This is a genomic window from Aquirufa beregesia, from assembly GCF_011090385.1.
In the GTDB taxonomy this organism is placed as follows: Bacteria; Bacteroidota; Bacteroidia; order Cytophagales; family Spirosomataceae; genus Aquirufa; species Aquirufa beregesia.
This window is the reverse complement of sequence record NZ_SEWW01000008.1, coordinates 72591-86592: the sequence shown is the minus strand read 5'-3', so window position 1 is coordinate 86592 and position 14002 is coordinate 72591. Positions and strand designations below refer to the sequence as shown.

Annotated in this window: 13 protein-coding genes and 1 tRNA gene; 10 read left to right on the top strand and 4 right to left on the bottom strand. The window is 39.4% G+C overall.

Annotated elements, in window-relative coordinates:
- From EWU23_RS11700 to EWU23_RS11690, 3 genes are read right to left on the bottom strand one after another with little or no spacing between them, the layout of a single operon-like run.
- Positions 1-1053, bottom strand: a complete 1053-nt coding sequence (locus EWU23_RS11700; protein WP_166232388.1) for a sugar phosphate isomerase/epimerase family protein — start codon at positions 1051-1053, stop codon at positions 1-3.
- Between the two features lie 5 nt (positions 1054-1058).
- Entirely contained in the window at positions 1059-2204 is a 1146-nt protein-coding gene (locus EWU23_RS11695) for a Gfo/Idh/MocA family protein (RefSeq protein WP_166232386.1), read from the bottom strand.
- 11 nt (positions 2205-2215) lie between these two features.
- The gene (locus tag EWU23_RS11690) at positions 2216-3355 is read right to left on the bottom strand and encodes a Gfo/Idh/MocA family protein (protein WP_166232483.1); all 1140 of its coding nucleotides are present in this window, start codon (positions 3353-3355) and stop codon (positions 2216-2218) included.
- A gap of 270 nt (positions 3356-3625) precedes the next feature.
- Between EWU23_RS11690 and EWU23_RS11685 the strand changes: the two genes are divergently transcribed.
- On the top strand, positions 3626-4837 hold the full coding sequence (locus EWU23_RS11685) for an MFS transporter (RefSeq protein WP_166232384.1): 1212 nt from the start codon (positions 3626-3628) through the stop codon (positions 4835-4837).
- A 46-nt stretch (positions 4838-4883) separates the two neighbouring features.
- Positions 4884-5459, top strand: a complete 576-nt coding sequence (locus EWU23_RS11680) for a peptidylprolyl isomerase (RefSeq protein ID WP_166232382.1) — start codon at positions 4884-4886, stop codon at positions 5457-5459.
- Here EWU23_RS11680 and EWU23_RS11675 read toward each other — a convergent pair.
- Positions 5443-7134 carry a sodium:solute symporter gene (locus EWU23_RS11675; protein WP_166232380.1) on the bottom strand — a complete coding sequence of 564 codons (1692 nt, stop codon included), beginning with the start codon at positions 7132-7134 and terminating at the stop codon, positions 5443-5445. The two genes, EWU23_RS11680 and EWU23_RS11675, sit on opposite strands and share 17 nt — an antisense overlap.
- A gap of 303 nt (positions 7135-7437) precedes the next feature.
- Between EWU23_RS11675 and EWU23_RS11670 the strand changes: the two genes are divergently transcribed.
- From EWU23_RS11670 to EWU23_RS11635, 8 genes are all read left to right on the top strand, one after another.
- Positions 7438-7522, top strand: a tRNA-Leu gene (locus EWU23_RS11670).
- 67 nt (positions 7523-7589) lie between these two features.
- Positions 7590-8930 carry a trigger factor gene (locus EWU23_RS11665; RefSeq protein WP_166232378.1) on the top strand — a complete coding sequence of 447 codons (1341 nt, stop codon included), beginning with the start codon at positions 7590-7592 and terminating at the stop codon, positions 8928-8930.
- Positions 8931-9071: 141 nt separating this feature from the next.
- Positions 9072-9779: a ClpP family protease gene (locus EWU23_RS11660; RefSeq protein WP_109323446.1), complete on the top strand. Its 708-nt coding sequence runs from the start codon at positions 9072-9074 to the stop codon at positions 9777-9779.
- A gap of 2 nt (positions 9780-9781) precedes the next feature.
- Positions 9782-11035 carry an ATP-dependent Clp protease ATP-binding subunit ClpX gene (gene clpX / locus EWU23_RS11655; RefSeq protein WP_166232376.1) on the top strand — a complete coding sequence of 418 codons (1254 nt, stop codon included), beginning with the start codon at positions 9782-9784 and terminating at the stop codon, positions 11033-11035.
- Positions 11036-11037: 2 nt separating this feature from the next.
- The gene (locus EWU23_RS11650) at positions 11038-11562 is read left to right on the top strand and encodes a hypothetical protein (RefSeq protein ID WP_166232374.1); all 525 of its coding nucleotides are present in this window, start codon (positions 11038-11040) and stop codon (positions 11560-11562) included.
- A gap of 1 nt (position 11563) precedes the next feature.
- The gene (locus EWU23_RS11645) at positions 11564-12286 is read left to right on the top strand and encodes an alpha/beta fold hydrolase (protein ID WP_166232372.1); all 723 of its coding nucleotides are present in this window, start codon (positions 11564-11566) and stop codon (positions 12284-12286) included.
- Positions 12279-12965 (top strand): (d)CMP kinase, encoded by a 687-nt coding sequence (cmk, locus tag EWU23_RS11640; protein WP_166232370.1) that lies wholly within the window; start codon positions 12279-12281, stop codon positions 12963-12965. Before EWU23_RS11645 ends, cmk begins: the two co-directional genes overlap by 8 nt.
- The gene (locus EWU23_RS11635) at positions 12952-13992 is read left to right on the top strand and encodes an NAD(P)/FAD-dependent oxidoreductase (RefSeq protein ID WP_166232366.1); all 1041 of its coding nucleotides are present in this window, start codon (positions 12952-12954) and stop codon (positions 13990-13992) included. The genes cmk and EWU23_RS11635 overlap by 14 nt, the downstream gene beginning before the upstream one ends.
- The last annotated feature ends 10 nt before the right edge of the window (positions 13993-14002 follow it).

The following is a 14002-nucleotide window of genomic DNA, read 5'->3' as shown; positions in this document are numbered from 1 at the left end:
CTATAATCCTAATACACGCTTATTGAATTCTTCATCAGCGCCACCACCTGCAAAATCATCAAATACTTTTTCAGTGGCTTTGATGATGTGATTAGCAATGAACGGTGCGCCTTCTGTTGCGCCTTGTACTGGATCTTTAATGCAGCATTCCCATTCTAAAACAGCCCAACCGTCATATCCGTATTGAGTTAATTTGGAAAAGATACTTTTGAAATCCACTTGGCCATCTCCCAATGAACGGAATCTACCAGCTCGGTTTACCCAAGATTGATATCCTCCATAAACACCTTGTTTGCCTGTTGGGTTAAACTCAGCATCTTTCACATGGAACATTTTGATGCGCTCATGATAGAAATCAATGTATTGTTTATAATCCAAAGCTTGTAATACAAAGTGGGATGGATCATATAATAAATTGGCACGTTTATGACCTTTTACTGCATCCAAGAACATTTCATAGGAAACTCCATCATGCAAGTCTTCACCTGGGTGAATTTCATAACAAAGATCTACACCGCATTCATCAAATTTATTCAAAATAGGTGTCCAGCGACGAGCCAATTCCGCAAAACCTTGTTCGACTAATCCTGCAGGACGCTGAGGCCAAGGATAAACGGTATGCCACATTAAGGCACCGGAAAAAGTCGCATGCGCAGTCAAACCTAAGTTTTCAGATGCTTTAGCCGCATACATTAATTGTTGAATCGCCCATTCTGTTCTGGCCTTTGGATTGCCTTTCACAGCATCTGGAGCAAATCCATCAAACATGATGTCATAAGCAGGGTTCACTGCTACTAATTGTCCTTGTAAGTGTGTAGAAAGTTCAGTGATTTGCAAGCCTTTAGCTGCAAGCATGCCTTTCAATTCATCACAATAGGTTTTTGATTCCGCCGCTTTTTGTAAATCGATGCAGCGAGGATCCCAAGAAGGAATTTGAACTCCTTTATAACCCAATCCTGCAGCCCAGGTGGTAATTCCGTCTAATGTATTAAATGGAGCCTCATCACCCAAAAATTGGGCTAAAAAGATAGCAGGTCCTTTGATGGTTTGCATAGTTATTAAATTTTAACCCACGCTTGCTTGCGGGTACTTTCAAGAATTTTTTCACAAATTAATAATTCACGGTATCCGTCCGCAAAGGTTGGATAGCTTGGCTTCTCTGGTTGTTTACCTTGCTCAATGGCCGCATAAACTTCCTTAAATAACTGCTTAGAGGTATCAGGGAATCCTTCATTATGTCCTCCAGGGAAAGTCATAATCGCTGAAGCTTCAGGATATGCCAAAGACGGATCACGCATTAAAACCTGATTAGCTTGCTCTCTATTACCTAACCATACTTCATTGGGAGCTTCTGAATTCCAAGCAAAGGTTTTCTTAGAACCAGAAATCTCTAATTTCAATTGATTTTTACGTCCAGCCGAAACTTGGGATACCGTAATAGATCCACGGTTGCCATTGTCAAAACGTAATAACACGTTGGCATGATCTTCCGTCGTAATATTGACATCAGCATAATCCTCAGGTTGAAGCATTTTGCCAGAATAAGTCTCAATAGCTTTCAATGGCTTCTTACGTGTAGGGTGTACCGTATTAAAATCAGCCATCACCTCTACCGTCTTTAGACCTGTGATGTATTCAATGATATCCATTAAATGGGAACCAATATCAGCAATAGCTCGTGAATCGCCTGATTTATCGGGTTCTAATCGCCAGTTGTAATCCGTTGCATAAAACAACCAATCTTGTAAATAAGAACCAATGATAGAATAAACCTCACCTAAATCACCTTTTTCACGCATGGTTTTCATTTGACGTACCAAAGGATAGTAGCGCAAATTGAAGTGTACTGCATTAACTTTACCTGATTTAGCCGCTAATTCCACTAATTCTTCTGCCTCATGTAGGTCCTTAGCTAATGGTTTTTCGCAAACCACATGTTTGCCAGCTAATAAAGCAGCCTTCGACTGAGAATAGTGTAAGAAGTTAGGTGTACAAATGTGTACGCATTCGATGTCATCTTGTTTCATTAATTCATCAAATGTATACCAACGAGGAATCCCTAATTGTTTGGCCTTAGCTTCTGCTAATTCAATGGTAACTTCACAAAGTGCAGCTACCTCCACATTCGGTAATCGTCTTAATGCCTCAATATGAGCAGGTCCAATAAAGCCTGTTCCTACGATTCCAACTTTAATTTTTGTCATGTTATTCTATATTAAATTTCAAATTTGGTCCACTTATTTGTATTATCTCTGGATGATCTAACCACATTTTCTATGAATGCCATCCCGTTTATCCCTTCATCGATTCCTGGGAAATCGTACAAAGGATCTTGGTCTTTACCTTCCCAACGTGCACGAAGGGCAAAAGCGAAATTACGGTAAATATTTGCAAAGGTTTCTACGTATCCTTCCGGATGTCCTGCTGGTTGACGCGTATGTGCTTGCGCTTGGGCAGACAGATTACCCACATTAGTACGTATTGTTCTGCTACCACCGTCTCTCGACTTGATTATCAGGGTATTGGGATCCATTTGATGCCAAACGATTCCCGCTTTTGAGCCATAAACACGGATGTTTAAGTCATTTTCTTCTCCATTACAAATTTGACTGCAATGCAAAACGCCTCTTGCGCCATTATTATAATGAATTAAAATGTTACCATCATCATCCAATTGACGGCCATCAACAAAGATGGTTAAGTCGGCACATAATTCATCAATATGTAAGCCTGTGATGTATTTAGCCAGGTTTTCAGCATGAGTACCAATGTCTCCTACAGCCCCAGCTGCTCCACAACGCGCCGGATCTGTTCTCCATGCCGCTTGTTTTTGACCAGTTGCCTCCACTAGGTCGATTAACCAACCTTGTGGATATTCCACAATCACTTTTCGTATTTCGCCTAATTCCCCAGAATCTACCAAATGCTTCGCTTCCTTAATCATCGGATATCCGGTATAATTATGGGTTAAAGCAAAAATCAAGCCTGATGCATCTATGACTTTCTTTAATTCCTTAGCCTCGGCTAGGTTTAATGTTGCCGGCTTATCACAAACGACGTGAAAACCATTTTCTAAAGCCATTTTGGCCGTTGGAAAATGCAAGTGATTGGGCGTAACAATGGACACAAAATCCATACGTTCTCCTTCTGGCAAAGCTTTTTCCTTAAGAATCATTTCTTCATATGATCCGTATACCCGGCTAGGGTTTAAGTACAATGCTGCACCAGTTGCCTTGGATTTTTCTGCACTTGAGCTGAACGCTCCGCATACTAATTCTATTTCCCCGTCTAATTGAGAACCACGGCGGTGTACGGCACCTATAAATGCTTCTAAGCTACCACCAATCATCCCCATTCGGATTTTTCTGCCTTGACGGTTTTTAGCCTGTGTGGAAGATCCTCCCTGAATCATATCTATATTGATTTAGATTTTTTTAAAAAATTGACTCTAAATATACTAATTTGAGCCAAAAGCGCTGTAGAATTAATGAAATATTAAAAATATTTTCAATTTAATAGGAAACTTTGAAAATCTTTTCGTTTTTTTGACATGATTTTTCTAATGTTAATTTTTAATTTTTCAAGAAAAAACGTTGTTTCACCCTTTAACTAAATCTAAACAACTATGAGTCAAACCATTAATGCAAATCGTCTGTTTTATGCTAGCTGTTTTGCGCTTATCACGACGGCCTTCTCTTTTAGCATTAGAGCAGGAATTCTAACGCAGTTAGGAGCAGAATTAAGCTTAGATACTGTCCAATTAGGACATATCAACCAAATGTGGTTCTTAGGTTTCCCGATATCCATGATCCTTGGTGGGGTTTTCTATTCAGCTATTGGACCTAAATTGATCATGCAAATTGCTTTGATTGCTCACACCATTGGTATTTTATTAACTATTTATGCCACAGGTTATGATACTTTGTTGATTTCAACTCTATTGATTGGTTTAGGTAACGGTTGTACCGAAGCAGCTTGTAATCCTATGATTGCCGATTCTTATTCAGGATTGGATTTCAACAGCAAATTGAATCGTTTTCACATGTGGTTCCCAGGTGGTATTGTGATTGGTTCATTGATTTCTAAATTTATGACGGATGCGTCTATGCCTTGGCAAGCGCAAATTTGGGTTATTTTGATCCCTACCGCTATCTATGCCGTATTATTCTACGGGCAGGCTTTCCCTAAACCACGTGCAGGTGCTGAGAATGCTTTGGATAGTTTCAAAGCTATGTTAAATCCATTGTATTTATTTATGGCGGCTTGTATGGCTTTAACGGCTATTTCTGAATTTGGTCCTCAGCAATGGGTTGGCCCAATCTTAGCAAAAGCAGGTGCTAGTCCTATGTTGATTTTAGCTCTTGTAACGGGTTTAATGGCCGTTGGTCGTTATTTCGCAGGTCCAATCATTCATAAATTAAATACAGTAGGTGTTTTATTAGGGTCTGCCATCTTTGGTGTGATTGGCTTATACATGATGTCTACCATGGACGGTTCTATGTTATACGTAGCTGCTGTATTCTTTGCCTTAGGTATTTGCTACTTCTGGCCAAACATGTTAGGATATGTGAGTGAGACTATGCCTCAAACGGGTGCATTAGGATTATCTATTCTTGGCGGTATTGGTATGTTCTCTTCTTCTATGTTCCAACCCATTATTGGTGCTTGGATTCAAGAAAACAAAGTAACTGCTGAAGCCACAGGTTTAGTAGGTGACGCAGCTGATTTAGCTGCTGGACAAGCTACTCTTTCTAATATGTTGATTTTCCCTGCTATCTTAATTGTAGCCTTTATTGGATTATACTTCTTTGGAAAGAAAGTGAACCATTCTGCATAAACCAGATATTTGAATTAAATTAGGGGGCTTTAGGCCCCCTTTTTTTATGCGTATACTTATTTTACTTTTTGCCATTTGCCTCTTTTCCTGTCAAAGCAATTGGAATTTGGACCCTGTACATGTGAAGGAATCTTTGCAAAAAGATGCTGATCAATGGACTGAAAATAAAGTACTAGTCAGTACCCGCCTTGGGGACTTTGAGATGGAATTGGATGCACGGACCCCATTGCACCGACTGAATTTCATACGATTAGTAAAGACGGGTTATTTTGAAGATCGATATTTTTATAGAATAGTTTATGTCACAGGAATTCAAGGAGGAGGAGAATATCGCGATCGATTGAATTATTTAGTGCCTGCGGAATACATCGACGAATTAAAGCCTGTACGAGGAAGTTTAGCCATGGCTCGTTATGATGAGGGAAACCCCGAACAAGCATCCTCTCCTAGTGAATTTTTTATCGTAACCGATACAGAACAAGCAGCAAGGTTTTACAAAAAATATGTGGTATTTGGTAAAGTAACCAAAGGTATGGAGGTGGTTGATGCCATATTTAATGCCAAGTCTTATGACGAAATACCTGTCATTCCCGTAAAATTCGACATCAAGGTTTTGCCTTAGATAGCCGACTGATACCTTGGAATAGGAAAGCTAAAGTCACCACCAATACACAACCCAGTACATTCAGCCATAAAAAAGCCATTAAGTCGATTTTCCAAGCATATATCACAAATGCTTCAGCGATTAAAGCAGCCCAAAATACCTGAGTTCCCTGCGTTTTTGGTAAGTAAAAGGCACATAAGAATACCCCTAAAATGGTGCCATAAAACCACGAACCTAAGATATTGACCACTTCAATTAAGCTACCCATATTAACTGAAAATTGGGCCACCACCAAACAGAAAATGCCCCAGGCCAAGGTGACTAATTTGGAAGACCACCAATAATGCTCATTGCTGGCATGGGGATTGATGAATCGCTGGTAAATATCCACCATTACGGTGGAAGTTAATGAACCAAAAGCAGAAGCCATCGAGCCCATGGAGGCTAATAAAATCATCGCTATTAGAAATCCAACCAAGCCAATAGGTAAATGATCGACGATAAAGCGGAGGAAGATATAATTGGTATCTTGACTTTCCGCTTTGAGGTCTTGCGACTTTAATAATTCAACCGCTTTCTCTTTGACCTTAACCTGCTTCTCATGCAGATCCATGATTTGAGATTTTAATACAGGTATCTTGGCTGTTTCTTCTTGAGATATTGCCTGAATTAATGCACTTTCCGTTTGTTTTTTCTGAGTGAAAATCTGTTTGTTTTCTTGGTCAATGACTTCATGTCCCTTGGCTGTATTCCAACTCAGCTCGGTCGTCTTATTAAAAAAGAGCGGTGCCTGATTGAATTGATAAAAAACAAAGACTAAAATACCGACGAGTAAGATGAAAAATTGCATCGGGATTTTTAGGAAACCGTTCAGTAATAGCCCTTTCTTGCTTTCATTAGCAGTTTGCCCAGTTAAATAACGCCCTACTTGACTTTGATCCGTGCCAAAATAGGAGAGTTGTAAAAAGAATCCCCCAATGATACCCGACCAAATGGTATATCGGTTATTGATATCAAATTTCCAATCGATTAAATTGATTTTACCCATTTTTCCCGCCAGCTGCAAGGATTCCTTCATGCCGATTTCTTGAGGTAAGGCCTGAATGATGTAAATGGCAGCAATGACCATGCCAGCTAAGACCACTCCCATTTGTAATAGTTGTGTGTAGGAGATGGTTTTGGACCCTCCAAATATACAATAAAAGGTTACCACGGCTGCTGTGACGCAATTGGTCCAGGTTAAATCCCATCCTAATAAAGTAGATAGAATAATGGAAGGAGCGGCAATGGTGACCCCGGTAGAAAGTGCCCGAGGAATCAGAAATAAGAAACTGGTCAAAATACGCGTTTTGGAATCAAACCGTTCTTCAAGGAACTGGTATGCGGTAAATATCTTTAATTGATAATACTGAGGAATGAAGGTGACAGACAGCACAATCATGGCAATGGGCAAACCCAAATAAAACTGCACAAAACGCATCCCATCGGTATAGGCTTGTCCTGGAACCGATAAAAAAGTAATGGCTGAGGCCTGAGTAGCCATCACAGATAATAGAATGTGGTACCAAGGGAGCTCTCGATCAGCTAATAAAAAGCCTTTCAAGGAGTGTTTAGCTTCTCTTCCTTTCCAACTTCCATAGAGCACAATTCCTCCAATGGTCAATAGTAAAACTATCCAGTCTAATTGATGCATGTTTATTGGAATATGGCGCTAAAAATCATAAAAAATAGAACGATGAATACAACGAATAGGCCAAGTACGATATACCAAACTTTCCAATGGGTGTGATGGTGAGGTGTTTCTTGTTTCATGGTTGAATTGAATTTCTAAAAATAGCTTAGAAAACCTTACAATAATCACATTTAATCTTAAAAGCTGTTAAATTTTGCGATTTCTTTTTTAAATCCTGAGACGAAAAAGAGTGACTGAATATAAATTCTTCAAGTGTTTTGGAATACTTAATTTTGCTAATTACCTTTGCACCTCCAAATGCAAGCGGGCGTGGTGGAATTGGTAGACATACCAGACTTAGGATCTGGCGCCGCGAGGCATGGGGGTTCGAGTCCCTCCGCCCGTACCATCGGCAAGCCCTCAAGACCAAAAGGTATTGGGGGCTTTTTTTAATTAAAAAATTTAAATACTTCCATATGAATATTTCGCTCAACCATTCAAATGATTTAGAAGGTCGTTTGACCGTTGTCGTTTCAGCTGCTGATTACCAAGAAAAAGTAGAAGCTAAATTAAAAGATTATCGTAAAAAGGCGAGCATCAAAGGTTTTCGTCCGGGTATGGTGCCTATGCCATTAATCAAAAAATTGGCTGGACAATCCATTTTAGTGGAAGAGATCAATCATTTATTAGGTCATGCGGTAAGTGATTATATTAAAGAAAATAAATTGAACCTTGTTGGAGAGCCTATGCCTGCAGTAGAAGAAGCAGATGCTATCGACTGGGAAAAAGATACGGAATTTACCTTCCATTATGATTTAGGTTTTCACGGAGAGTTTTCTGTTGATTTAGATAAAATTAAAACAGTTAATTCTTACGAAATCAAAGCAGATAAAAAAGAAATCGAAGAAACGATTGAGAACTTGAAGAAGCAATTCGGAGAGCAGACTCATCCAGAATCGGTAGAAGATCGGGATTTGGTTTTTGGAACTTTCACTCAAGGAGACTGGGTGGAGAAATCAGCTATTCCTTTGCATTCGATCAATGATAAATCGAAAAAGATTTTCATAGGAGCGAAAGTAGGAGATACCCTAAAGTTTGCTATTGATAAAGTATTCAATGATGCCAAATCTTTGGCATTAGCTACAGGCAAGAAGGAAGAAGAAGTAGGTGATTTGACTGGTGAGGTTTCATATGTCGTAGAAGATATCACTCGTTCGGTTCCAGCGAGCTTGGATCAAGCATTTTTCGATAAAGTGTTGGGTGCAGGTAAAGCTACAGATGAAGCTAGTTTCCGTGAGCAACTGATTGAAATTGTACAAGATAACTACAAGCGTGAAGCTAATTACTTATTGCGTATTGATGCAGAAAAAGCGTTGTTAGATCAAGTGAAAATAGATTTGCCTGAGGCATTTTTGCGTAACTGGTTAGTACGTATCAATGAAGATAAATTTACACCGGAGCAAATTGATCAAGATTTTGATAATGTGAAAAAGGATATCCGTTGGAACTTAATCAAAAATGAAATTGCTGAGAAATTTGAAGTGAAAGTAGAATATGCGGAAGTGGTAGAAAAAGCGAAAGACATGGTACGTCAACAATTTGGCGGTTATTTGTCGGCTGACCAACCGGGTATCGAAGAAATGATTGAAAAAATAGCCATGGGTTATTTGAGTGATAAATCGAAGTCAGACAATTTCATGAATTTATATAATCAAGCTTTTGCGGATAAAGTATCTTCTGTGATTGTAGAAAAAATCCCACACAAGGTTTCTAAAATCGATGTGGATAAATTCAAAGAAATCGCTGCAGCTTTATAGTACAGGATATTTGTTGGAATTTTCAAAACCCCGTTTTTACGGGGTTTTGTGTGAACTAAGCATTTCAAAATTTGGTTTACCAGCTAATTGCTCGCAATTAATCCGACATTTATTTTAAATTTGAATCTTAAACTAAAAATTATGTATCCCAAGGAATTATCAGGAGACGAGTTTCGCAAATATGCGGTACACCATAAAGGCTTAAACGGTTTAGCGGTTGATCAATACATGAATCAAATGGGTAGCCAAGTGAATCACCGTATTGACGACATGACCCAATATATCATTGAAGAGCGTCCAATGCGTTTCGCTCAAATCGACGTGTTTTCACGTTTGATTATGGACCGTATTATTTTCATGGGTGTACCTGTTGATGATTATATGGCCAATATCATTGTGGCTCAATTATTATTTATGGAATCTACCGATGCCAAAAAGGACATAGTAATGTATATCAATAGTCCCGGTGGATCTGTGTATGCCGGTTTAGGTATCTATGATACCATGAATTACATCCGTCCAGAAGTAGCAACCGTATGTACCTCTTTAGCCGCTTCCATGGGTGCGGTATTATTAGCAGGAGGTGCTGCCGGAAAACGCTCTGCTTTGGAGCATGCGCGTGTGATGATACACCAACCTTCTGGTGGGGCACAAGGTCAAAGCCGCGATATTGAAATCACAGCCCGTGAAATCGTTAAAATCCGTCAGGAATTGTACGATATTTTGGCCAAGCATTCAGGTAAAACATTTGAAGAAATTGAGCGTGATTCCGATCGTGATTATTGGATGAAAGCGGCAGAAGCCAAAGAATATGGTTTAATTGATGAAATTTTAACCCGTAATGTGTAAGGATGGCAAATCCCAAAAAGAATAATACTAATTGCTCATTTTGTGGCCGAAATAAATCGGAGGTCGGAATTTTGTTGTCCGGTATCGATGGACACATATGTGATCAATGTTTGCAACAAGGCTACGAGGTCATTAAAGAAGAATTAGGGGCTCCAGTAGTCAATAAAAAGAATACAAAGCAGCAATTTGAATTAGTTAAGCCTAAAGACTTAAAGGAACATTTGGATCTCTATGTCATCGGTCAGGAAGAAGCTAAAAAACATCTTTCGGTAGCGGTGTATAACCATTACAAGCGCTTGATGCAGCCTAGTAATGAGCAGGATGTGAAAATTGAGAAATCAAACATCCTTATGGTGGGAGAAACAGGGACGGGTAAAACCTATTTGGCCCGCACCTTGGCGCAGAAACTTCAAGTACCTTTTTGTATTGCCGATGCTACTGTCATTACAGAAGCAGGTTATGTGGGAGAGGATGTGGAAACCATTTTGACTCGTCTCTTGCAAGCCGCTAATTACGATGTGGCTAAAGCAGAATGTGGCATAGTTTTCATTGATGAGATCGACAAGATTGCGCGCAAATCAGATAATCCATCCATTACTCGTGATGTATCGGGTGAAGGTGTTCAACAAGCTTTGTTAAAATTGCTAGAAGGCTCCATCGTCAATGTACCACCTCAAGGAGGAAGAAAACATCCCGATCAAAAAATGATTGCCGTGAATACAGAGAATATCCTATTCATTTGCGGGGGTGCTTTTGATGGTATTGGTCGACATATCTCTAAACGTTTAAATGCCCGTCCAATTGGATTTTCTGGGGACGATACCTTCCATGATTCCTTTGAGAAAGATCAAATCATGAAATATGTGACCGCCCAAGATTTGAAATCATTTGGTTTAATTCCTGAATTATTAGGTCGACTGCCTGTGATTACTTACCTTAATCCATTGGATCAAGTGGCTTTATTAGCCATTTTGACAAAGCCTAAAAATGCCTTGGTCAAACAATATGAAAAATTGTTTGAGATGGAAGGGGTAAAGTTGACTTTTACAGAAGAGGCTTTAAGTTACATGGTGGAACAAGCCATGCAATATAAATTGGGTGCGCGTGGTTTGAGATCCATTATGGAAGCCATCATGACAGATGCCATGTTTGATATTCCTTCTCAAACGGACATTTCAAATTTTGAAGTGGACTTAGCTTATGCTAAATTGAAATTCGAAAAAACAGTGTTCCATCAAATGAAAGTTGTAGCCTAATTATGAAAAACAATCTAATCGTTCTCGTCCTTACTTTATTCATTGCTTCTTGTTCACATAAAGGAGCGTATTTTGCTGTTTACCAGCAAGCTCAGCCTTCTACTAAGGCCATTGTTAGTCCAGTGAAAGAAGAAGAACCTAGCTTAATAGTTAGTCAATCCAATCAACTAAGTGAAGAAATTGTACCAGTAGTAGCCAGCACACCCGAAGAAGCAAAGCTAGTAACAGAATTGAATTCCTTACATCAGGGAGTTAAATCCATGAAACACATGGAGAAAAAGGAGTTGATTCAACATAAAAAAGTGTTCAAAGCTCAGCTTAAAGCCCAAATTAAGGAATATAAAGTTCAAGCAAAGAAACAAAAACAAGCATCCAGTCCTTCATCTTGGGATTCCAAAGTGAAAATTGGGGTTATTTTATTGATTATAGGTATCATTCTTTCCATTTTTGGATTGGGAGCCATTGGAGCCGTTTCTGCTTTCATTGGTTTGATATTTGTACTCTTAGGCCTTTTGCATACGTTTTAATATGACAGGAATCATCGTCTGTTTACACGGATTTGGTGAAGATCACCGTGTTTGGGATGATTTCATACCCGCATATACTTGGCCATTTCCAGTAATTATGCCTGATTATGCTAGCTGGGAGGATTGTTCAAGTATGTCGGAATACGCTCAAAAAATTGCCTTACAATTACCTAAGGATCAAGCTTGGTATCTCATTGGGCATTCGATGGGTGGTTATATTGCCCTAGCATTAGCCAGTTTATTTCCTGAACAAGTGAAAGCCGTGGTCATGTTGAATTCAACAGCCATGTCGGATTCTCAGGAAAAGAAATTGAACCGGAATAAAACGATTGAGTTTTTACATAAATTGGGAACAAAAGCCTTCATTGGGCCATTTGTTCCCAATTTATTTTCACCGGATTTTGTTCAACAAAATTCTGAGGTCATCAAAAGCTTAATTGACCGATATCAGGAATTACCCGCCTCAGGTTTGGTGGCAGCTTCTAAAGCCATGCGCGACCGACCGGCAGGATTGGACTTATTGGCATCAACACAGATTCCCTTTTTATTTATTCACGGTGAGTTAGATGCATTAGTTCCTCTGGAAGATGTGGAAAAAGCGGTGGCACTTTCTTCTCTTCATTATGTAGTGCGAATACTTCAGGCAGGCCATCAAGCCGCTTATGAAGCTCCCAAAGAGGTATATTTGGCCATTATTTCGTTTTTAAACTCCGTTCATGTCTAAAATTATCATTGCCCTTGATGGCTTTTCTTCTTGTGGAAAAAGTACAACTGCCAAACGTGTAGCAGCCCAATTGCATTATGCTTTTGTGGATACAGGGGCCATGTACCGAGCTGTAGCTCTCTATTTTCATCGCAATCAGGTGGATTGTTTTAATATACGTGCTGTAGAAAAGGCTTTGGAAGAGCTGCACATTACTTTTGAATTTAATCCAGAAAGGCAAGCCTCAGATACCTTTTTGAATGGTGAAAATGTGGAGAATGAAATTCGGAAAATGTACATTTCTGATATCGTGAGTCAAGTAAGTGCTATTCCTACGGTGCGCCATGCCATGGTAGCGCAGCAACAAAAAATGGGGAAGAAGAAAGGAGTTGTGATGGATGGTAGAGATGTTGGGACCGTGGTTTTTCCTGATGCTGAAGTGAAAATTTTCATGACGGCTGATCCTAAGATTAGGGCGCAAAGAAGAAAATTGGAATTAATGCAAAAAGGAGAGGATCTGCCCATTGAGCAGATTGTAGAGAATTTAAAAATACGGGACGAAATTGATTCCAATAGAAGTGAGGGGCCACTAAAACGTGCCGATGACGCCATTGATTTAGATACATCTTACAAATCCATGGATGAACAAGTAGCTTTTGTTTTAGAACAAGTTCGACGAGTTCAACATGCTAAAAAATAAGCATTCGCTTCCTGTTTTAATCATTGGGCAAGGTTTGGCTGGAACCATACTAGCTCATACCTTGGATCAAGCAGGTGTGCCTTTTTACTTGGTCGATGCTCCCAAAACCTTTTTCACTTCATCTTATGCGGCAGGAGGGATTTTTAACCCTGTTACTGGTCGGAAATTAGAGAAATCTTGGCTAGTGGATGAGCTTTTTTCATATCTGTTTCCATTTTATACTGCTCTAGAGAAAACCTTATCCAGCTCATTTTTTCATCCGATGCCCTTGTTTAGGCCCTATGCCAATGAGGAAATGAAAAGTTGGCTTTTAGAAAGAAAAGAGGGGATAGATAATGAATACCTTCGGTGGACAGATGAGGGAGTTTGGGTAGAAAAGGCAGGATGGTTAGATGTGGATAGCTTGTTGAGATGCTCTAAAAGTTATTTTCAAACAAAAAACATATATCAGGAAATAGCCATTCATCCAGCAACTGATTTGAAAATTTCAGGAGATGTGGTTTCTTTTCAAAAACAGACTTATGCCTGTGTCATATTTTGTGAAGGCTATCATGCCCAGCAGAATAATCCGTTTTTTGGGCATTTGAATTTTTTACCTGCCAAAGGAGAATTGATGAAAATTAGTTCACTGGAGCCCTCTCAGGAATATATTCTAAATAAAAATGGCTTCCTATTACCCTTAGGTAATCATGAATTTAAAGTAGGGGCAACCTACCGATGGGATGATTTTTCTAATCAGCCTAGTATATCGGCCCAATTGGATTTGAGAAATAAACTAAAATCATTGGGCTTAAATTCCTATGAGGAAATAGAGATGTCTACAGGAGTCAGGCCAGCCACCCAAGACCGTAGGCCATTGGTTGGTTTTCACCCTCATTTACCCTTAGCCATATTCAATGGATTTGGTTCCAAAGGAGTTTCTTTGAGTCCCTATTTTGCCCACCAATGGTTAGCTGAATGGAAAGCGGAGGGACAGATAAATTCGGAAGCATCAATTCGTCGATTTTACCATTTATTTTCCACATAAATCATTAAAT

Bases quoted from the DNA above. Each gene is read 5' to 3' on its own strand.
- clpX (WP_166232376.1), top strand. From the start codon at position 9,782: ATGGCAAATCCCAAAAAGAATAATACTAATTGCTCATTTTGTGGCCGA.
- EWU23_RS11660 (WP_109323446.1), top strand. From the start codon at position 9,072: ATGTATCCCAAGGAATTATCAGGAGACGAGTTTCGCAAATATGCGGTA.
- EWU23_RS11675 (WP_166232380.1), bottom strand. From the start codon at position 7,134: ATGCATCAATTAGACTGGATAGTTTTACTATTGACCATTGGAGGAATT.
- cmk (WP_166232370.1), top strand. From the start codon at position 12,279: ATGTCTAAAATTATCATTGCCCTTGATGGCTTTTCTTCTTGTGGAAAA.
- EWU23_RS11645 (WP_166232372.1), top strand. From the start codon at position 11,564: ATGACAGGAATCATCGTCTGTTTACACGGATTTGGTGAAGATCACCGT.
- EWU23_RS11635 (WP_166232366.1), top strand. From the start codon at position 12,952: ATGCTAAAAAATAAGCATTCGCTTCCTGTTTTAATCATTGGGCAAGGT.
- EWU23_RS11700 (WP_166232388.1), bottom strand. From the start codon at position 1,053: ATGCAAACCATCAAAGGACCTGCTATCTTTTTAGCCCAATTTTTGGGT.
- EWU23_RS11695 (WP_166232386.1), bottom strand. From the start codon at position 2,204: ATGACAAAAATTAAAGTTGGAATCGTAGGAACAGGCTTTATTGGACCT.
- EWU23_RS11650 (WP_166232374.1), top strand. From the start codon at position 11,038: ATGAAAAACAATCTAATCGTTCTCGTCCTTACTTTATTCATTGCTTCT.
- EWU23_RS11685 (WP_166232384.1), top strand. From the start codon at position 3,626: ATGAGTCAAACCATTAATGCAAATCGTCTGTTTTATGCTAGCTGTTTT.
- EWU23_RS11690 (WP_166232483.1), bottom strand. From the start codon at position 3,355: ATGGGGATGATTGGTGGTAGCTTAGAAGCATTTATAGGTGCCGTACAC.
- EWU23_RS11665 (WP_166232378.1), top strand. From the start codon at position 7,590: ATGAATATTTCGCTCAACCATTCAAATGATTTAGAAGGTCGTTTGACC.
- EWU23_RS11680 (WP_166232382.1), top strand. From the start codon at position 4,884: ATGCGTATACTTATTTTACTTTTTGCCATTTGCCTCTTTTCCTGTCAA.